This is a genomic window from Novosphingobium sp. TK71 (assembly GCF_055361505.1).
This window is the reverse complement of record NZ_CM143962.1, coordinates 2,182,435-2,201,001: the sequence shown is the minus strand read 5'-3', so window position 1 is coordinate 2,201,001 and position 18,567 is coordinate 2,182,435. Positions and strand designations below refer to the sequence as shown.

Here is an 18,567-nt window from a genome sequence, read left to right as displayed (position 1 = left end):
CATGACCGTTCGTATCCGCGTCATCCCCTGCCTCGACGTTCGTGACGGGCGCGTGGTGAAAGGCGTGAACTTCGTCGATCTGGTCGACGCCGGCGATCCGGTGGAGCAGGCCCGCGCCTATGACGCGGCCGGGGCGGACGAGCTGTGCTTCCTTGACATTTCCGCCAGCCACGAAGGGCGCGGCACCCTGCTCGACGTCGTGCAGCGCACCGCAGAGGTCTGCTTCATGCCGCTGACCGTCGGCGGCGGCGTGCGCACGGCCGAGGATGCCCGTGCGCTGCTGCTGGCCGGGGCGGACAAGGTGGCGGTCAATTCCGCCGCCGTCTCGCGGCCCGAAGTCGTGGCCGACATTGCCGAGAAGTTCGGTTCGCAATGCATCGTCGCCTCGGTCGATGCGCGCAAGGTCGCGCCCGGCAAGTGGGAGATCTTCACGCACGGCGGCCGCAAGGCCACCGGGATCGACGCGCTGGAACATGCGGTGAAACTGGCCGACTACGGCGCGGGCGAACTGCTCGTCACCTCGATGGACGGAGACGGCACGCAGAACGGCTACGACCTCGAACTGACCCGCCTCATCGCCGAGAGCGTCTCGGTGCCGGTGATCGCCAGCGGCGGCGTCGGCAATCTCGACCACCTCGTGGCGGGCGTGACCGAAGGCAGGGCCAGTGCGGTGCTGGCGGCTTCGATCTTCCACTTCGGCAAGCACTCGATCGCGGAAGCCCACGCGGCGCTGCGCTCGGCAGGCCTGCCGGCGCGGGGGTAGGCATCCGCAGGGGGGCGGGCGCAGGCGGCCGGAATGTAGTTTCCCGCCGCCGCCTTTCCTCGAAACTTCCACCCGTTTCATTGCCCCGGATCGGGACACGCCCCGATCGCCCCTTGCAGCCCCGCGCCAAGGGTCCAAGGGTTCAGTCAAGTCATCCGCAGGAGCCTGTCGTGCATCACTACCGCTACCTGCCCGCCATGCTGGCGGTATTCCTCGCACCCGTTCCCGCGTTCGCGGCCGATGCCACGAGCCTGCCCGAGCCGAGCGGGCTGTTCCTGCTGGCGATGGGCGTCATCGGCGTGGCGGTGGGCCGCAGGCTGTCGTCGAAGCGCTCCGACTGAGGCGGCGGGGCCACGAAGTCTTGACCCCATCGCCCTTGCGCCGCATGGGCATGGCATGAGCAGCTCCGACACCCTCGCGCGCCTGGAGGCGACGATCGCCGCGCGCCGCGCCGCCGATCCCGAAAGCAGCTATGTCGCCCGGCTCAATGCCAAAGGGCTGGGCAAGATCGCGCAGAAGCTCGGCGAGGAAGCCACCGAAACGGTGATCGCCGCGCTGACCGAGGATGAAAAGGCGCTGGTCGGCGAGGCTTCGGACCTGATCTTCCACCTCATGGTCCTGCTGGGTGCCCGCGATGTGCCGCTGAGCGCTGTCCTGGCCGAACTGGATCGCCGCGAAGGCGTCTCGGGCATCGCCGAGAAGGCTGCTCGTCCCAGGGACTGAGGCCCAGTCCGGCCGCATTCGAAATCTTTCGGGAGAAACCGATGCCGATCGACCCCAAGCTGCCTTACGACGACAACAACATCTTCGCGAAGATCCTGCGCGGCGAACTGCCGTGCAGCAAGGTCTACGAGGACGAATTCGCGCTGGCCTTCAACGACATCCGCCCGCAGGCGCCGATTCATGTGCTGGTGATCCCCAAGGCGCCCTACGTTTCGTGGGACGATTTCACCGCCAAGGCCGGCGATGCGGAAATCGCGGGCTTCATGCGCGCGGTGGGCAACGTGACGCGCCAGCTCGAAATGGACGGGCCGGGATATCGGCTGATGGTGAACATGGGCACCAACGGCCATCAGGAAGTGCCGCATCTCCATGTCCACATCTTCGGCGGACGCCAGTTCTTCCAGATGATCGCGGAATAACGGCCGGGGGCGGCGGCAGCGCTGCGGAAATTCCGACAAGTCCGACGATTACGACGCAATTAACCGTCGGCTTGCCCGCACGCGCGGGATAACTGCGACGAGTGGATTGCACTGCCGGCCTCGCCCGCTACACAACCTGACGGCATGAGCAGCGATCCTCTTCCTCCCAGCGGCGTCCTCGACGGTCCGGTCCACCGCTATGCGCTTCGCGTGTTCTACGAGGACACCGACGCGGGCGGCGTGGTCTATCACGCCAACTACATCCGCTGGTTCGAACGGGCCCGTTCCGACCTTCTCGACCTTCTCGGCATCGACCAGCGCGCCGCGCTGGAATCCGGGGAAGGGCTCTACACCGTGGCGGAAGTGAACATCCGCTACCTTTCGCCCGCGCGCCTGGGCGACGGGGTGGTGATCGATACCCATGCGCTGCAGGTCGGCCGGGTGAGCTGCACCCTTCGCCAGGTGGCCCGGCGCGGAGAAATCCGCCTTGCCGAGGCCACGGTAAAGGTCGGGTTCATCAGCCCTGAAGGACGACCGCGCAGACAGCCCGCCGACTGGCAACATGCTTTCGCCTCGCTCCTGGGTGAGCATCCGAAAGGACAAGAATGACGTTTGAAATGCTCGCCGCCGCCGTAACCATCGGCAGCGATTCCGATCACCTCAACCCGGTAAAGCTGTTCCTGCACGCCGATATCGTCGTGCAGGCGATCATGGCCGGGCTGATCCTGGCGAGCGTCTGGGTCTGGGCCATCATCATCAGCTTCATGCTGCGCATCGGCAGCCTCAACCGCAAGTGCGCGGATTATGAGGAAGGTTTCTGGGAAGCCCAGAACTTCGAGGCCTACCAGAAGGAACGCCGCCGCGGCGACGTGCCGATGGGCAAGGTTGCGGGGGCCGGTCTGGCCGAATGGCGCCGCAATGCCGCGATGCCCAAGTTCGATCCTGAAGGCGCGCGCGAGCGTATTGCCCTCGCCATGACCTCTTCGGTCGGCGAGGAAAGCGACATCATCTCGAACCGTTTGAACTTCCTGGCCACGGTGGGCTCGGTCGCGCCGTTCGTGGGCCTGTTCGGCACCGTCTGGGGCATCATGAACAGCTTCTTCCAGATCGGCCAGCAGCAGAATTCCTCGCTCGCGGTGGTTGCTCCCGGCATTTCGGAAGCCCTGTTCGCCACGGCCATCGGCCTGTTCGCGGCCATCCCGGCGGTCATCGCCTACAACCGCTTCTCGCACCGCGTGAACCTGTTCGAATCGCGCCTCCAGCGCTTTGCCGACCGTCTGCACTCCGCGCTCACCCGTGAGCTGGAGCAGCGCTGATGGGCATGGGCGTTTCCGGCGGCGGCAGGCGAGGTAGCCGGCGCAGCGGCGGGGGACGTACCCCCATGGCCGAAATCAATGTGACGCCGCTGGTCGACGTCATGCTGGTGCTGCTGATCATCTTCATGGTCACCGCGCCGCTGCTCAAGGCCGCGGTGCCGATCGAGCTGCCTGACAGCCGGGCCAAGGCGATGAGCGAGGAGCAGGACCAGATCACGATCACGGTCCAGCGCGACGGCACCGTCTACTACGAGGAAGCGGCGCTGGCGCCGGGCGAACTGGTAGAGCGTCTTGCATCGGTCCCCGCTGGCGCCGACGGCCGCAAGCCGCAAGTGACGCTGCGCGCCGACAAGGCGCTGGACTACGGCCGCGTCATGGACGTCATGGGCGAACTCAATCACGCCGGGTTCACGTCGATCTCGCTGGTGACGGGTGTCAGCAGCGGTTCAGGCGGCTGAGTTAGGCTGGCACGATGGCAATGCTGGGATTGCGCAAGGACGAGGGGCTGGGCCTCACCGTGGCGGTCGCGCTGCACCTCGGGGTGCTGGCGGTGATCATGCTGCGTCCGGCGCAGAACGAGGTGGTGAAGCCGCCCGAGCGTATCGAAGTGACGATCAGCGACGAAGTGGGGCTCACCTCGACCTCGCCCGATCCGAACAGCCAGGCCGCGCCCGACATCGCGCCCGAACTGGGCGAGGCCGCCCCGCCGCCGGCGCCCGAGCCGGCGCCTGCCCCGGAACCCGCCCCGATCCAGCCCGCGCCGCTGCCGCCCCGGCCCCAACCGCCGAAGCCGCAGCCCGCTCCGGTGCCGCAACCCGCTCCGAGGCCCGCTCCGAGGCCCGCGCCGCCAAAGCCGGCCGAGAGGCCGAAGCCCGCGCCGAAGCCGGCTCCCAAGCCCGCGCCCGCTCCCGCGAAGCCCAAACCCGCGCCGGCAAAGCCTGCGCCTGCAAAGTCGGCGCCGTCCAAGGGCAGCGCGATCGACCGGATCGTCAGCAAGCCGGGCGCGGCGGACAGCAAGGCCACCACCCCGCCCAAGAAGGCGGGCGGCAGCCGCGTGGGGGCGGACTTCCTCGCCGGCGTTTCCGGCGCCACGGCCACGCAGGGCAAGGGCACTCCGGCCGCGGCGCTTGGCCCCGAGGTGAAGTCCGCGCTGTCCGGTGCGATCACCCGCCAGCTCAAGCCGCACTGGCAGGCGCCGCAGGGACCGGACGCCGAGGAACTGGTGACTTACCTTGCCTTCACGCTGAACAAGGATGGCAGCCTTGCCGGCAAGCCGACCGTTGTGCGCCAGACCGGCATAACCGACACCAACCGCAACCAGGCCGCCCGCCATGCGGAGCAGGCGATCCGCGCGGTGCAGCTTGCGGCGCCGTTCAACCTTCCCGATGAATACTTCGATGCGTGGAAGCGCGTATCGTCGTTCAAGTTCGACAAGAGGCTATCACAATGACCCACCGGACCTTTTCGACACGACTGCTTCCGCTGGCTCTCGTCTTCGCGCTGGCGGGCGCACCGCTTGCCGCGCAGAATGCGACGCCGGTCGCCATTCCCGGACCGCCCGCAGGGGCCGACATGGGTGTGCAGCCCGATGACGGCGGCCTGACCGGCTCGGTTTCCGACGAGAACGAGTGGCAGGATCTCGGCATCGCCATCACCACGTTCGCCACGGACGCCGACGTGCCGACCCGCACCAATGCCGGGTCCACCGCCGCGCTCGGCCGCGCACTGTCGCAAGTGGTCGCCGCCGATCTCAAGAACAACGGCCTGTTCAAGCCCTCCGGCCCGGACGGTCTGCCGCAGCCCGCTTTCGGCCAGATCCAGTCGCCCGACTTCCCCACCTGGTCTGCCCGCAGCGCGGACATGCTGGTGCAGGGCTTCGTGCGCGCCAATCCCGATGGCGACCTGACCGTCGGCTGCTATCTCTACGATGTCGCCCTGAAGCAGCAACTCACCAAGGGCGGCTGGAAGGTGGGCGCCGGGGACTGGCGCCGCGCCGCGCACAAGTGCGCCGACATGGTCTATTCGCGCCTCTCGGGCGAAAGCCCGTTCTTCGATTCCAAGATCGCCTATATCGCCGAGACCGGTCCCAAGGACCACCGCATGAAGCGGCTGGCGATCATGGATTCGGACGGCGCCAACCACCGCTACCTGACCAGCGGCCAGTCGACCGCGCTCACCCCGCGCTATTCGCCGGACTATTCGAAGATCCTCTACCTGTCCTATCTCAACGGACAGCCGAGCATCTATGTCTACGATCTGGCCAGCAACACCCAGAAGCTGATCGCGCGCACCGGCAACCCGACGATGGCGCCGCGCTGGTCGCCGGACGGCAAGTGGGTGCTCTACTCGATGGCCTCGGGCGGCAATACCGACATCTACCGCATCTCCTCGGCCGGCGGCGGCACGCCGCAGCGCCTGACCAACACGCCGGGCATCTCGATCGGCGGGTCCTACTCGCCTGACGGCAACCAGATCGTGTTCGAAAGCGACCGCTCGGGCAACCAGCAGATCTACGTGATGAACGCCGACGGTTCGAACCAGCGCCGCATCAGCTTCTTCGGCGGCCGCTCCGCAACGCCCGAATGGAGCCCGCGCGGAGACCAGATCGCCTTCACGCATGTTGCCGGAAACTTGCGCATCGCGGTGATGAACCCGAACGGCGGCGGCATGCGCCACCTCACGGATTCGTGGCAGGACGAAGCGCCCACCTGGTCTCCGAACGGCCGCATCATCCAGTTCTTCCGCACCGCCAAGACGGCGGGAACCGCGTCGATCTGGCAGGTCGATCTCACCGGCCGCAACGAGCGCAGGCTGCCGACCCCGGTGGGCGCCTCGGACCCGGCCTGGGGCCCCGTTCGCCCCTGAGGCCAGCGATTATTGCAGCCTGAAGGAACGTCCCTGAAAAGGGGCGTTCGTTCAGGTTGACAGCATTTGAAATTATACGGAACTTCAACAATCGCAGGCCATTCATAATTGGCTGCGCACTTTAGGAGATTGCCTCATGCCTGCCCTCATGTCCCCCCGCCATGTGAAGACCGGATCGACAATGCTCCTCCTCGCCGGCGCGCTCGCCATGTCGGCGTGCGCATCGAAGGCGCCGAAGGAACTGCCGCCCGAGCCGGGCCCGGCAACCACCACCACTGGCCCCACCCAGCCGAGCGGCCCGCAGGCCGGCAGCCAGGCTGACTTCCTTGCCCGCATGATGGGTTCGGACACCATCTATTTCCAGCTGAACGAGGACACCATCGATTCGGCCGACCAGGCAGCGCTTTCGAAGCAGGCCCAGTGGCTGCTTCAGTACCCCAACAAGCGCGCCACCATCGAAGGCAATGCCGACGAACGCGGCACCCGCGAATACAACCTCGCGCTGGGTGAGCGCCGCGCCAATGCGGCCAAGAACTACCTCATCAGCCTGGGCGTCGATGCCTCGCGCCTGAATACCGTGAGCTACGGCAAGGAGCGCCCGATCGCGCTCGGTTCGGACGAAGCATCGTGGGCGCAGAACCGCCGCGCGGTTACCGTCACGATCGACTGATCGGGCGCGCCCCGGCGCAGCAAATCGGCCCGGTTCGCGTCAGCGAGCCGGGCTTTTTTGCATGCGGGGCAAGCCATACGCACTTGCATTGGCTTCGAGTCGGCAGGTATCGGCGTTCGAATGAGTCGCGCAGGTCGATCACAGGACTGGGGTTTCCCGCGCTGGCGCGGCTATGGCAGCTCGCACGAGGCTGCCCAGGTGCGCCTGTGCGATCGCCACGGCTGCACCGAGCCGGGCAACTGCCCCGCACCCAAGAGCCCCAACAGCCCCGACCGCTGGTACTTCTGCCAGAAGCATGCCGCCGAATACAACGCCGGGTGGGACTATTTCGCCGGTCTCGACGCCGAAGAAGCCGCCCGGCGCGAGCAGGACGAGCAGGCGCAGACATCGGGCTACAAGGAATCCTCGCACTACGGCTGGGCCGGTTCGGGCGACGGTTCGCGCAGCGGCGACGAACTGCGCGCGCTCGAAGCGCTGGGTCTCGACCCGGATGCCGAGTTCGATGCCGTGCGCAGGGCCTGGCGCGCCAAGGCCAAGGAAGTCCACCCCGACGTGCGCCCCAACGATCCCGAGGCGGCCAAGGCGTTCCAGACCTATCAGCTTGCCTACGAAGTCCTGCGCGCGGCGGAAGAACGCCGCGAGTGGAAGGGATGACAGGCCCCGCCCGCCCGGATTGACCGGGGCGCGGCGGCTGTTTCGCGGATCGATGCGATATTGCGGCCATGGCAGCCGCGCGGGTGGACATGCCCGGAGAACGGCTCCAAGAAGCTGCCACCCCCCGACCGCGCCCCAGGTCGTCCACCGAGAGTCGTGATGATATCCAGCCGCCTGTTGCCTCGCCGTGTCCGCGTCGTCCTGCGCCGCCACGGTCCCGAAGCGCTGGTCTGGCGGAGAAGGGTGGCGATCGTCGGCGGCGCCGTGCTGGTCGGGCTGGTGGCCCTGGTGTTCGCCGAAATGGCCGACCGGGCAAATGCACTGTTCCATGTTCTCGCGCGGGACTGGTGGTGGGCGCCGCTGCTGGCCACGCCCGCCGGATTTGCCGCCATCGCCTGGCTTACCCAGCGCTTCGCACCGCTGGCCAGGGGTTCGGGAATTCCGCAGGTCATGGCGGCCACGAAGAATCCCGAAGCGGCGATGTCGACGCTGGTTTCCGCGCGGGCCGCCATCGCCAAGTTCTTTCTGACCGTGGGCGGGCTGCTGGTCGGCGCTTCGGTCGGCCGCGAAGGGCCCACCGTCCAGATCGCCGCCGCCATCATGGGCCGCATGCACCGCATCTTGCGGGTGCCGCTGCGTTCGTCGGTCTATATCGCGGGCGGAGCGGCCGGCGTGGCGGCGGCCTTCAACACGCCGCTGGCGGGCGTCGCCTTTGCGATCGAGGAACTGGCCGCCGCTTACGAGCAGCGCATGACGCTGCTGGTCATGGCCGCGGTGCTCATCGCCGGCATGGTCAGCCTGGGCATCGCAGGCGATTACATCTACTTCGGCGCCATGCGGCAGACCCTTGGGTTCCAGCAGGCGCTTGTCGTGACGCCGGTTGCCGGAATCCTCGGCGGGATGGCGGGCGGCGGTTTCTCGCGGTTGATGCTGGCCTCGGGCACGAGCGCGATGCGCCCGATGGTCTGGCTGCGCGCGCGTCCGGTGCTGTTCGCTGCGGGCTGCGGTATCGTCGTCGCGGTCCTTGGCGTCTCGACCGGGCTGACCTGGGGGACCGGGTACGATACCGCCCATGGAATCATCGCCGGTCAGGACGTGCCCCTCTGGTTCGGCGCGGCGAAGTTCGCGACCACTCTGGCGACGGCGGTTTCCGGCATTCCCGGCGGCATTTTCGCCCCGTCGCTGTCCATCGGCGCCGGGATCGGTGACCTGCTGCGCGGCATCTTTCCCGACTATCCCCCCGGCGCGATCGTGCTTCTGGGCATGGTGGCCTATTTCACCGGCGTGGTCCGCGCGCCGTTGACGGCGGTCATCATCATCTCGGAGACGACGGCCAGTCGCGGGCTGATGATGCCCTTGCTGGCCGCCGCGCTGATCGGAGACTTTGCCGCACAGCTCGTGAGCAAGGAGAAGCTCTACCACGGGCTGTCGCAGCGCTTCCTGCAAAAGGGCGCCTGATCGCGGACCGCCCCGCGCGGCCGCCCATCTCGCGGGCGGCCGTCCACACCGCATGACGGCCGCACAAACACAAAGGGCGCGCCTTGCGGCGCGCCCTTTGCGGTTTGCACCGGCCGAAGCCGATGCCTGAAGCCGATGCTTACTTGGGCGAAAGCACCATGAGCATCTGGCGGCCTTCCATGCGCGGATAAGCCTCGATCTTCGCGACGTCCGCGACATCTTCCTGCACGCGGCGCAGCAGGTTCATGCCGAGCTGCTGGTGCGAAAGTTCACGGCCACGGAAACGCAGGGTCACCTTCACCTTGTCGCCATCGCCGATGAAGCGCTGGATATTGCGCATCTTCACGTCATAGTCGTGATCGTCGATGTTCGGACGCATCTTGATCTCCTTGATCTCCTGCGTCTTCTGGGTCTTGCGCGCGGCATTGGCCTTTTTCTGGGCCTCATACCGGAACTTGCCGACATCCAGGAACTTGCACACCGGCGGGTCCGCGTTGGGCGAGACTTCGACCAGGTCAAGGCCGACTTCGGCCGCCTGCTCGATCGCCTGGCGCGTGTACATCACGCCGATGTTCTCGCCGTTTTCGTCGATCACGCGGACCTTGTCCGACTGGATCATGTTATTGTAGCGCGGTCCGCTCTTGACCGGTGGCGTCATCATGCGCCGGGGTGGGGGTGCTATAAGCGTTCTCCTGAATCGTTTCTGTCGCTAGGCGAGTGCGGGGTCATTAATGCGAATCGCGTCCGCACGCAAAGCACGATTTCACGCAAATTCTACAGGACGCCCGGGCCGTGTGAAACGGCCGACCTGCAATATAGGGTGTCAGGCTGCGGATCGCCATAGGGGGTAGCGCAGAAGCTGGTCCTTCGCGGCCACCAGTGCGTCTATTTTCCGTGCCGGTTGCAGCGCTTTCAGGATAGCCGGATCGGCCGCGTCCATGCCGCCGGTGAGCGCGCCGAAAGCGGGCAGGATCAGGCGGTTGCCGCTATGCACCACGCAGGGGCGGGCGATGCGGCGGCCCCTTGCGTGAACCACCAGACGGGGGTGGAAATGGCCGGAAAGCTCGGGTTCGGTGGTTCCCGGCAGGGCTTCATGGCGCAGCATGATTCCTTCCACGGCGATCTCTTCTACCCGCGTGCCGCCGGCTTCGCTGCCGAGGTGCGGATCGTGGTTGCCGGTGATCCACACCCAGTCCAGCGCGCGGGTCAGCGCCGACAGCATCCCGGCAGCGTACGGTTCGAGCCGCTCCGTTCCCTTGCTGTCATGAAAGTTGTCCCCAAGCGCAAAGACCCGCCGGGCGCCTGTCTGCCGCACGGCAAGGGCAAGGCGCTCCAGCGTTTCGCGGCTGTCATACGGGGGGAGCATCTGCCCGCCCCTGGCATAGTAGCTGGCCTTTTCGAGGTGCAGGTCGGCAACGAGCAGGGCCTGTTCGCGCGGCCAGTAGAGCGCCGCGCCGCGTCCGGCCGCGAATCCCGCCGGCGTGGGGACCAGACGCAATTCCTGCGTGCAGAACGAAAAGGGAACCATGGCTTTCCCTTGCCGCAGGCCGCGCGATTTGGCAAGCGCCCCGGCTGAAGAGGAGATGCGATGACCGACTGGACCGCCCAAACCGAACGTGCCCGTGACTGGTTCGAAACCCTGCGCGACCGGATCTGCGCCGAGTTCGAGGCGATCGAGCGCGAGGCGGGCTCGCCGGCGTCCTTCGGCTATACCCCGTGGCAGCGCGCGGCGGTGGAAGGCGGCGAAGCCGGGGAGACGGGCGGCGGCACGCGCGGCCTGATGAAGGGCAGGGTCTTCGAAAAGGTGGGCGTCAACGTCTCCACCGTCGTCGGCTCGCTGGCGAAGGATTTCGCGGGGACCATCAACGGCGCGTCTGCCGAACAGAACGCCTTTTCCGCCACCGGCATCAGCCTGGTTGCGCACATGGCCAATCCGCATGTTCCCGCGGTGCACATGAACACCCGCTTCCTGACGACCACCAGGGCGTGGTTCGGCGGCGGCGCCGACCTCAATCCGCCGCTGCCCTACGACGAGGACACGGCCGAGTTCCACGCCGAGCTCAAGGCCGCCTGCGACGCGCACGGAGCGGACTATTACGACCGCTACAAGGCGTGGGCGGACGAATATTTCTACATCCCGCACCGCAAGGTCCATCGCGGTGTCGGCGGCATCTTCTACGATCACCTCGAATGCGCGGACGAAGCGGCCTGGGAGGCGAACTTCGCCTATACCCGCGCGGTGGGCGAGGCGTTCCTCGCGGTGTTCCCGCGCCTTGTGCGGCGGCGCATGGGCATGGCGTTCACGCCAGCCGACAAGGTGCGCCAGCTCGAATGGCGCGGCCGCTATGCCGAATTCAACCTCGTCTACGACCGGGGCACCCTGTTCGGGCTCAAGACCGGCGGCAATATCGACGCGATCCTGATGAGCCTGCCGCCCGAGGCGAGCTGGAGCTGAAGCGGGCCGGAAGATCGAGCGCGCTTTTCTGGAACGGGGCGTGAGGTTTTCGTCGATGGACAGGGGGCAATTCGCTCGCGGATAGAAGGGCTTCCTTCTCCGGCCGATCCGGCCGGGACAGCTCCCGCGAGTATGGCATGAACCTGAGCAGACGTACCCTCGTGCAGGCGGCCCTCTGCGCGCCCGCGTTTTACGGATCGGGCGCGGCGCGCGCGCTGGCCGCGCCGCCTGCGCAGGACATGGCCGCCTTCATCGCCGCGATGCCCAAGGCGGAATACCACGTCCATCTCGAAGGCACGCTGGAAGCGGAGATGAAGTTCGCGCTGGCGCAGCGCAACGGCTTGAAGCTGCCCTATGCCGATGTCGCGGCGATGAAGCGCAGCTATGTCTATCACGACCTGCCGAGCTTCCTGGCGATCTACTATGACGGCATGAACGTCCTGCTGAAGGAGCAGGATTTCTACGACCTCGCTTACGCCTATCTGGCCAAGGCCCATTCGCAGAACGTGCTCTATGCCGAGATGTTCTTCGATCCCCAGCAGCATATCGACCGGGGCATCCCCGTAGAGGCCGTGATCGGCGGGATCACTCGGGCGCGGGCCGATGCGCAGGCGAAGCTCGGCATCGAATCCCAGCTCATCCTCTGTTTCATGCGCGACCTGACGGCGGACAATGCGATGAAGGCGCTCGATGCGGCGCTGCCTTACCGGGACAGTCTGGTCGGCGTCGGCCTCGATTCCGACGAGAAGGACAATCCGCCGGGCAAGTTCGCCGCCCATTTCGCCAAGGCACGCGCGGCGGGGCTCCATGTCACGACCCATTGCGACGTCAACCAGAAGGACACGCTGGACCACATCCGCGAGGCGCTGGTCGATCTCGCGGTCGACCGGATCGATCATGGCGGCAACATCCTGCAATCGCCCGAACTCATGGCCATCGCCAGGAAGCGGGACGTGACCTTCACGGTCTGCCCGACCTTCTCGGGCCAGATCATGGTGGCGGGCAAGCCGGTGGACGTGGTGCGCGGAATGCTGGACCAGGGCCTGAAAGTCACCATTAACTCTGACGATCCGGCCTACATGGGCAGCGAATACGTGAACGAAGTGCTGGTGAAGGCACAGGCGCGCGGCAACCTGACCAAAGCGGAACTCGTTCGGATAGAACGCAATGCCTTCGACACCGCGTGGATCGCGCCGGAGCGCCGCGCGCGGTTCCAGGCACGGCTCGGCGATTTCGCGCGGGAATGGGGCGCTGCCTGACGCGGTTGTGGCAATGCCGGGCACATCGCTGTAGGTGGCGCGCGAAAGCTCAGACAGTTCAGGTAGAGGCATGGCCCGCAAATATTCGAAACACGGCCCTTACGACGACGTGCAGGACGAGGAAGAGGAAGCGCCGCCGCCGGTGCCATGCTGGCTCTGTGGCCGCCCCACCGGCAAGACCATCGTCTGGCACCACCCGGTTCCCAAGAGCCGTGGCGGGCGCGATGTCGTGCCGATGCACTCGATTTGCCAGCAGACGCTGATCGCCAACTTCACCAATTCCGAGCTTCAGCGCCACGGGATGGACGTGCAGGGGCTGCTGGACAATCCCAGCGTGCGCAAGTTCGTGGACTGGGTGGCGAACAAGGACCCGGACTTCACCGCGACCATCACCAAGAAGCGCCGCTGACCCGGTAGCCGATCCTGCAAACATGGCTTGATCTCGCCGCCGTCAGGGTGCCAGATGAAGCCATGCAGGAACACACTCGCGCGATGATCGCCGCCGCCGCCTTTGCCTTCCTTACCGGAAAGAAGGTGGGGGGCCTTTACGATCACTCGGCCGGACGCGATCGGCGGATCGCCGCCGAATCCCGCGGCGACCAGTTGCAGGGGTTCGACGGCGATCGCGGCGCGAAGTTCGGCGGCACCCTTCCTGAAATCCGCGATGCCGCAGATGGCGCTTTCATCTCGTTCGAGGTCGAAGGCGCGAAAGTGCGCGGGTTCGACCGGGGATCCTCGCAGTTCTACGAGGCGCAAGTGGCCGACGGGCTGGTGCAGGTCTACGACCATGGATCGGCCGCCTGGTTCGCCTATGACGTGCAGGACGCGGATGCCGCGCAAAGCTATCACCGCGGCGCGGAGGCCTGACGCCACCTGTGCGCCGGGCGCAAAGCTGAAACGCCCCGCAGCCTCCTAATCGACCGTAGCCGCCGCGCCTATCTTTCCGCCGAACGCAATTATCAGGAAGGATTTCCCATGGACCTCAAGATCGCCGGCAAGACCGCTCTCGTCACCGGATCGACCGCCGGCATCGGCCTTGCCATTGCCGCCCGGCTGGCGGACGAAGGGGCCGAAGTCGTGGTTACCGGCCGCAACCAGGCCAAGCTCGATGCGGCTGCCGAGGTTGTCGGCCGCCTTGGCAAGGTGCGCCCGGTGCTCGCCGATCCCGCCACTGCCGAAGGTGCGCAGGCGCTGATCGCGGCGGTTCCCGAGGTGGACATCCTGGTCAACAACCTCGGCATCTACGAGGCGCGGCCCTTCGTCGAGATCACCGACGCGGAATGGCTGAACTTCTTCGAGGTCAATGTCCTCAGCGGCATCCGTCTTTCGCGCCACTATTTCCCGGGAATGCTGGAGCGTGACTGGGGGCGCGTGATCTTCATCTCCAGCGAAAGCGGGCTGATGACGCCGGGCGAGATGGTTCACTACGGCATGACCAAGACCGCGCAGCTTGCCGTCGCGCGCGGCATGGCCGACGCCACGCGCGGTACGAAGGTCACCGTCAACAGCGTGCTGCCGGGGCCGACGCGCTCGGAAGGCATCGTCGAGTTCATCCGCTCGGTGGTGGAGAACAAGGACGCCTCCGAAGCCGAGCGCGAGGAGGAGTTCTTCTCCCGGCTGCGTCCGCTCTCGCTGATCCGCCGTCTGATCGAGGCGGACGAAGTGGCGGCGATGACTGCATTCCTCGCCAGCCCGCTCGCCGCCGTGACCAACGGCGCGGCGATCCGGGCAGAGGGCGGGATCCTGCCGACTATCGCCTGAGCCATCAAGGCCGGTGCAGGGCGCGGTTCAAGCCGCGTCCCTGCACTTGCAGGCTATGGGGGCCGGCCATGGGGGGCAACCTCGGGGGCCCACCACGGGAATCTTCCAGCCGCGTCTCGGTATTTGTCCCGATGGGGCTCCCGGACTGCACGGTGCATGATCCAGCCTTACGAGTGTTGTCGCTTCGGCAGCATGACGGGAGCTGTATCATGCAGGATCAATCGTGGAAAATCTTCACCGGCGCCACTTTCCTGCTGCTGGTCTTTGCGGTGATCCCCAAGGCGTGGAGCCAGGACCCGGCGCCGCCTGCGGTGTCGTCCGGGGCCGATGCCCGCGACAAGGTCGTGGAGGTCTGCATGGCCGAAGCCAAGGCGCGCGGGGAAAAGCAGGGCGCGGTGGACGTCGCCATCCGCAAGGTCGAGGACACCGACAAGAAGAGCGACGGCCGCGCCTCGCTCCGGGCCGAGGTCGATGTGACGACCCGCGAGAAGGACGGCAAGATCAAGACCACGCAGAAGACCATCAAGTGCGATACCCGCGACGGCGTCATTACGGGGTTCAAGTATTAGCCGTCCTTGCGGATGTCTTCCGGGATAGACGCAGACCAATCGCGACAGCCTCGGCATGATGGGCTTTCCCACTGTCAGCGGCGGCTTTCCATCAGCGGCTGGATGCGGGTGCCGAAGGCTTCCACGCCTTCGATGAAGTCGTCGAAAGTGAGGAGGACGCCGCCGGTGTTGGGCACTTGCGCCATTTCGTCCAGCATCCGCGCCACGCTTTCGTAGCTGCCGACCAGCGTGCCCATGTTGATGTTCACCGCGCCTTCGGGTGCCGCGAGCTGGCGGACGTTGGTGTCGGTGTTCACGGTGTCCTTCGCGCCCTGATCCGCCAGCCAGGCGATGGCTTCAAGGTCGACGCCGTCGTTGTAGCTCTTCCACTTGGCCATGGCCTCTTCGTCGGTTTCGGCGGCGATCACCATGACGAGGACGAAGACCGAGACTGCGCGTCCGCTCTCTGCCGTGAATTTCGCGAGGCGTTCGTTGTTGAAGACGAAGGCGGTAGGCGTGTTCACCCCCTTGCCGAGGCAGAAGGCATAGTCCGCCCACTTCGCCGAGAAGGCCAGCCCCGCATCGGACGAGCCCGCGCAGATGATCTTCATCTCCGCCTCAGGCTGGGGGCGGACGAGGCAATCTTCCATCTGGTAGTACTTGCCCTTGAAGTCGGAGCGGCCGGTTTCCCAGAGTTCGCGCAGGACCTGCGCATATTCGCCCAGCACTTCGTAGCGGTTGCGGAAGTGCTCCTCGCCCGGCCAGAGCCCCATCTGGGTATATTCCGGGGGCTGCCAGCCGGTGATGAGGTTGAGCCCGAAGCGGCCGTGGCTGATGCTGTCGATCGTGTTGCACATGCGCGCGGCGAAGGCCGGCGGGATGATGAGCGTGGGGCAGGTGGCGAAGATCCTGATCTTCTCGGTCACGGCGGCGAGCCCGGCCATCAGGGTGAAGCTTTCCAGGCCATATTCCCAGAACTCGGTCTTGCCGCCGAAGCCGCGCAGCTTGATCATCGAGAGCAGGAAATCCAGCCCGTGCTTCTCGGCGCTTTGCGCAATCTGCTTGTTGAGATCGAAGCTGGGTTTGTATTGCGGCGCGTTCTCGCTGATCAGCCAGCCGTTGTTGTTGATGGGAACGAAAACGCCGACCTGCATGATTAGCTGCTCCTGAGAAAATCGAGGACGAGGCGATTGAAGTTTACGGGATCGGTGACGTTGCAGGCGTGGCCGCCCCATTCGAACAGGGCGACTTCGGCGCTCTCCACCGGCGCGGCGAGATCCAGCGCGGTGGCATGGGGCACCAGGAAATCGTCACGGGCGGCAATGACCAGCAGGTTTTCCAGCGCGGCAAGACCGGCGGGATCGGGGGCATAGGCCTGCACGGCGGCGATGCGCTTGGCCGTGGTCGCCACGCCGGGAAATGCGGCAAGGTGATGCGCGAGTTCCGCCTTCAGCGCATCGTCATGCGCGGCGATCCAGTCCGGCGGGAAGAGGAACAGCGGCTGGGCTTCGAGAAAGGCCTGCGGCCCGGCGCCGTGCAGCAGGGCGAGGCGGGCGGCGAAGCAGCGGCGGGTATGGGGAGAAAGCGCGCGCCAGCCGTTGATGACGGTCAGCCGCTCGATCCTGCCGGTGCGGATGGCGGTTTCCACGCCGATCGCACCGCCAAGCGCATGGCCGATGAAATGCGCGCGCTCGACCCCGAGAGCGTCCATCAGCAGGATCACGTCGCTCGCCATGTCTGCTACCGAAGTGGTTTCCGGCAGGGTGCGGTCGCTGCGGCCGGTGCCGCGATGGTCGTAGGCGATGACGCGGAAGTGTTCGGCAAGGGCAGGGCGGTTTGGCGCCCAGTAGCCCGCCGAGCCGCCGAGGCCGCTGGACAGGATCAGCGCGGGCGCATCGGCGCTGCCGTGGATTTCGTAATGGAGCCCGGCAACCTCAGCCAAGATGGGCGACCGAGGCGATCTCGACCAGGCAGTCCGGCTTCACCAGTTCGCACTTGATGCAGTAGCGGGCCGGTTTGTCTCCGGGAAAGTACTCGGCATAGACGGCGTTGAAGGCGGCATAGTCTGCCAGGTCCTTGAGGAAGATGTGGTTCATGGCAATGTCGGCCATGGTGCCGCCGGCCGCTTCCACGGTGATCCTGATGACGTCCAGGACATGGCGGGTCTGCGCGGCGGCATCGCCGACGTGCAGCACCGTGCCGCCTTCGCCAAGCGCGAGCACGCCCGAGACGTAGACCGTGTTTCCCGCTTTGGCGCCCGCCGAATAAGGCGCGATGGGCGCGGGGAACTGCGGCGGGTTGATCGGTTCGAATGGCATTACGGCTCCCCCAATGGTGTCTCGCGCGCCGGAAGCTGGCCGACGGCGGTGCGGAAATCGGCGACGCTGCTTACCCAGCCGAAGAATTTCTCGACATTGTAGAGGCTTGCCTCCCGGATGAAGTCCGGCCCAAGGTGATGGACCGCGTCTTCCAGCAGCACCCCGAAATATTCGAGATGGAAACCGTCGCGCAGGGTCGATTCGACGCAGACGTTGGTGGCGATGCCGGTGAACACCAGCGTGCGGATGCCGCGCGCGCGCAGCACAGAATCGAGCTGCGAGTTGAAGAACGCCGAGTAGCGCGGCTTGTGGACGCGCAGGTCCCCCGGTTGCGGGGTCAGCGCCTCGACCAGCTCATAGTCCCAACCGCCGCGGGCCAGGAAACGGCCCGCCAGTTCGGGCCGCTTGCGCATGGTCTTGAGCGCGTTGGACTTGTGCCAGTTGGGGGACTGCGGGGTGCCGGCCTCGGCATAGTCCGCATCCCAGCCGTTCTGGAGGAAGATCACCGGCATCCCGGCATGGCGGGCAATGTCGAGCACTTCGGCAACCCGGCCGATCGTTGCCGCGGCGGGGCCGACATCGAAACCCGCCTCGTCCACATAGCCGCCCTTGCTGGCATAGGCGTTCTGCATGTCGACGACGATGATCGCCGTGCTTTCGGGGTGCAGCCTGATCGGTTCGGGACGTGCCGGCAGGGTCACCGAGGGACCGGTGCCGGCGGGGACGGGATCGACGATCGCTTCGTTCACCCTTCGCACTATTGTGCAGTTGCAACAGGAGATCAAGCGGTTGCGGCCGCGCGGCGCGCCGGTTCCGGTCGGGGGTGTTTCAGTATGCGTTCTGTACCGTTTGTGTCGGTTTGTACTGCTGCTCAAGCACTTCGAGGAAATGGGCGTTCCGGCGCTGGTTTTCCGATCCCAGCGCCTCGATATCGAGGGTATGGAACAGTTCCACGCCGAAAGCGCGGTCTTCCACCCAGCGCACCTGGCCGACGTGCTCCACGTTTTCCGGCATGCGGATGCAGACGATCTCGTCATGACGAAGCGCGGATTCCTGCGGTTTCATGCCCCGCAGGGCAAGGCACATGCCCCGCTCCGAGACGTTGCGCACGATCACCGGCTGCTCGGCGGCAGTCTGCTGTGCGGGGGACTGGCGCAGAAGGCTGGCGCCGATCAGCGTCCGCATCCGCGGCGCGCGGGGCCTCAGCCGCCGGACGGGAAGGAATGCCGCATCGAGGAGTTCCGCCTCCGTCATCCCCAGGATGGCGGCGTAAACCGCCGTTTCCATAGAACTCGCCATGAACACCTCCTGCTGGGACAGATTGGGACAAGATCGGGGGTTGGGACCGTCACCAGATA

At 66.3% G+C, this 18,567-nt stretch carries 25 protein-coding genes; 18 read left to right on the top strand and 7 right to left on the bottom strand.

Annotation, left to right across the window (positions count from 1 at the left end; translation table 11 throughout):
* Position 1: 1 nt before the first annotated feature.
* From hisF to ACXJ16_RS10110, 12 genes are all read left to right on the top strand, one after another.
* Positions 2 to 763 carry an imidazole glycerol phosphate synthase subunit HisF gene (gene hisF / locus ACXJ16_RS10165; protein WP_132469913.1) on the top strand — a complete coding sequence of 254 codons (762 nt, stop codon included), beginning with the start codon at positions 2 to 4 and terminating at the stop codon, positions 761 to 763.
* A gap of 170 nt (positions 764 to 933) precedes the next feature.
* Positions 934 to 1,104, top strand: coding sequence for a PEP-CTERM sorting domain-containing protein (locus ACXJ16_RS10160; RefSeq protein ID WP_292637113.1), 171 nt, complete (start codon positions 934 to 936; stop codon positions 1,102 to 1,104).
* Between the two features lie 55 nt (positions 1,105 to 1,159).
* A complete protein-coding gene (locus tag ACXJ16_RS10155) occupies positions 1,160 to 1,486 on the top strand; it encodes a phosphoribosyl-ATP diphosphatase (protein ID WP_324698195.1) in 327 nt (108 codons plus the stop codon).
* A gap of 41 nt (positions 1,487 to 1,527) precedes the next feature.
* Positions 1,528 to 1,905, top strand: a complete 378-nt coding sequence (locus tag ACXJ16_RS10150; RefSeq protein ID WP_054436465.1) for a histidine triad nucleotide-binding protein — start codon at positions 1,528 to 1,530, stop codon at positions 1,903 to 1,905.
* A 144-nt stretch (positions 1,906 to 2,049) separates the two neighbouring features.
* Entirely contained in the window at positions 2,050 to 2,514 is a 465-nt protein-coding gene (locus tag ACXJ16_RS10145) for a YbgC/FadM family acyl-CoA thioesterase (protein ID WP_185997997.1), read from the top strand.
* Positions 2,511 to 3,221 carry a protein TolQ gene (gene tolQ / locus ACXJ16_RS10140; RefSeq protein WP_132469911.1) on the top strand — a complete coding sequence of 237 codons (711 nt, stop codon included), beginning with the start codon at positions 2,511 to 2,513 and terminating at the stop codon, positions 3,219 to 3,221. The genes ACXJ16_RS10145 and tolQ overlap by 4 nt, the downstream gene beginning before the upstream one ends.
* Positions 3,221 to 3,679 carry an ExbD/TolR family protein gene (locus ACXJ16_RS10135; protein WP_463920616.1) on the top strand — a complete coding sequence of 153 codons (459 nt, stop codon included), beginning with the start codon at positions 3,221 to 3,223 and terminating at the stop codon, positions 3,677 to 3,679. Before tolQ ends, ACXJ16_RS10135 begins: the two co-directional genes overlap by 1 nt.
* A 14-nt stretch (positions 3,680 to 3,693) precedes the next feature.
* Positions 3,694 to 4,671 carry a cell envelope integrity protein TolA gene (tolA, locus tag ACXJ16_RS10130; RefSeq protein ID WP_324698200.1) on the top strand — a complete coding sequence of 326 codons (978 nt, stop codon included), beginning with the start codon at positions 3,694 to 3,696 and terminating at the stop codon, positions 4,669 to 4,671.
* Positions 4,668 to 6,086: a Tol-Pal system beta propeller repeat protein TolB gene (gene tolB, locus ACXJ16_RS10125; RefSeq protein WP_185997995.1), complete on the top strand. Its 1,419-nt coding sequence runs from the start codon at positions 4,668 to 4,670 to the stop codon at positions 6,084 to 6,086. The genes tolA and tolB overlap by 4 nt, the downstream gene beginning before the upstream one ends.
* 136 nt (positions 6,087 to 6,222) lie before the next feature.
* On the top strand, positions 6,223 to 6,756 hold the full coding sequence (gene pal, locus ACXJ16_RS10120; RefSeq protein ID WP_463920614.1) for a peptidoglycan-associated lipoprotein Pal: 534 nt from the start codon (positions 6,223 to 6,225) through the stop codon (positions 6,754 to 6,756).
* Between the two features lie 120 nt (positions 6,757 to 6,876).
* Entirely contained in the window at positions 6,877 to 7,410 is a 534-nt protein-coding gene (locus ACXJ16_RS10115) for a J domain-containing protein (RefSeq protein ID WP_454796681.1), read from the top strand.
* Between the two features lie 159 nt (positions 7,411 to 7,569).
* Positions 7,570 to 8,868: a chloride channel protein gene (locus tag ACXJ16_RS10110; RefSeq protein WP_463920611.1), complete on the top strand. Its 1,299-nt coding sequence runs from the start codon at positions 7,570 to 7,572 to the stop codon at positions 8,866 to 8,868.
* A 139-nt stretch (positions 8,869 to 9,007) separates the two neighbouring features.
* On the opposite strand, the gene infC is transcribed toward ACXJ16_RS10110, so the two are convergent.
* Positions 9,008 to 9,529 carry a translation initiation factor IF-3 gene (infC, locus tag ACXJ16_RS10105; protein WP_054436461.1) on the bottom strand — a complete coding sequence of 174 codons (522 nt, stop codon included), beginning with the start codon at positions 9,527 to 9,529 and terminating at the stop codon, positions 9,008 to 9,010.
* 162 nt (positions 9,530 to 9,691) lie between these two features.
* Positions 9,692 to 10,396, bottom strand: a complete 705-nt coding sequence (gene pdeM, locus ACXJ16_RS10100; protein ID WP_463920609.1) for a ligase-associated DNA damage response endonuclease PdeM — start codon at positions 10,394 to 10,396, stop codon at positions 9,692 to 9,694.
* 60 nt (positions 10,397 to 10,456) lie between these two features.
* Between pdeM and hemF the strand changes: the two genes are divergently transcribed.
* The 6 genes from hemF (at position 10,457) to ACXJ16_RS10070 (ending at position 14,912) form a co-directional block, all read left to right on the top strand.
* Entirely contained in the window at positions 10,457 to 11,323 is an 867-nt protein-coding gene (hemF, locus tag ACXJ16_RS10095) for an oxygen-dependent coproporphyrinogen oxidase (protein WP_054436459.1), read from the top strand.
* Positions 11,324 to 11,460: 137 nt separating this feature from the next.
* Entirely contained in the window at positions 11,461 to 12,582 is a 1,122-nt protein-coding gene (gene add, locus ACXJ16_RS10090) for an adenosine deaminase (RefSeq protein ID WP_463920607.1), read from the top strand.
* Between the two features lie 70 nt (positions 12,583 to 12,652).
* On the top strand, positions 12,653 to 12,991 hold the full coding sequence (locus tag ACXJ16_RS10085) for a hypothetical protein (protein WP_054436458.1): 339 nt from the start codon (positions 12,653 to 12,655) through the stop codon (positions 12,989 to 12,991).
* 62 nt (positions 12,992 to 13,053) lie between these two features.
* Complete coding sequence (locus tag ACXJ16_RS10080) at positions 13,054 to 13,449, top strand: hypothetical protein (RefSeq protein WP_185997991.1); 396 nt, start codon at positions 13,054 to 13,056, stop codon at positions 13,447 to 13,449.
* Between the two features lie 108 nt (positions 13,450 to 13,557).
* Positions 13,558 to 14,343, top strand: coding sequence for an SDR family NAD(P)-dependent oxidoreductase (locus ACXJ16_RS10075; RefSeq protein WP_132469908.1), 786 nt, complete (start codon positions 13,558 to 13,560; stop codon positions 14,341 to 14,343).
* A gap of 209 nt (positions 14,344 to 14,552) precedes the next feature.
* A complete protein-coding gene (locus ACXJ16_RS10070; protein WP_054436456.1) occupies positions 14,553 to 14,912 on the top strand; it encodes a hypothetical protein in 360 nt (119 codons plus the stop codon).
* Between the two features lie 74 nt (positions 14,913 to 14,986).
* On the opposite strand, the gene rutA is transcribed toward ACXJ16_RS10070, so the two are convergent.
* From rutA to ACXJ16_RS10045, 5 genes are all read right to left on the bottom strand, one after another.
* Complete coding sequence (gene rutA / locus ACXJ16_RS10065; protein ID WP_324698214.1) at positions 14,987 to 16,045, bottom strand: pyrimidine utilization protein A; 1,059 nt, start codon at positions 16,043 to 16,045, stop codon at positions 14,987 to 14,989.
* A 2-nt stretch (positions 16,046 to 16,047) separates the two neighbouring features.
* Positions 16,048 to 16,833: a pyrimidine utilization protein D gene (rutD, locus tag ACXJ16_RS10060; protein ID WP_324698216.1), complete on the bottom strand. Its 786-nt coding sequence runs from the start codon at positions 16,831 to 16,833 to the stop codon at positions 16,048 to 16,050.
* Positions 16,826 to 17,209 carry a pyrimidine utilization protein C gene (gene rutC / locus ACXJ16_RS10055; RefSeq protein ID WP_054436454.1) on the bottom strand — a complete coding sequence of 128 codons (384 nt, stop codon included), beginning with the start codon at positions 17,207 to 17,209 and terminating at the stop codon, positions 16,826 to 16,828. The genes rutD and rutC overlap by 8 nt, the downstream gene beginning before the upstream one ends.
* Positions 17,209 to 17,958 (bottom strand): pyrimidine utilization protein B, encoded by a 750-nt coding sequence (gene rutB, locus ACXJ16_RS10050; protein WP_324698219.1) that lies wholly within the window; start codon positions 17,956 to 17,958, stop codon positions 17,209 to 17,211. Before rutB ends, rutC begins: the two co-directional genes overlap by 1 nt.
* 79 nt (positions 17,959 to 18,037) lie before the next feature.
* Entirely contained in the window at positions 18,038 to 18,508 is a 471-nt protein-coding gene (locus ACXJ16_RS10045; protein ID WP_132469906.1) for a PilZ domain-containing protein, read from the bottom strand.
* Positions 18,509 to 18,567 lie beyond the last annotated feature (59 nt).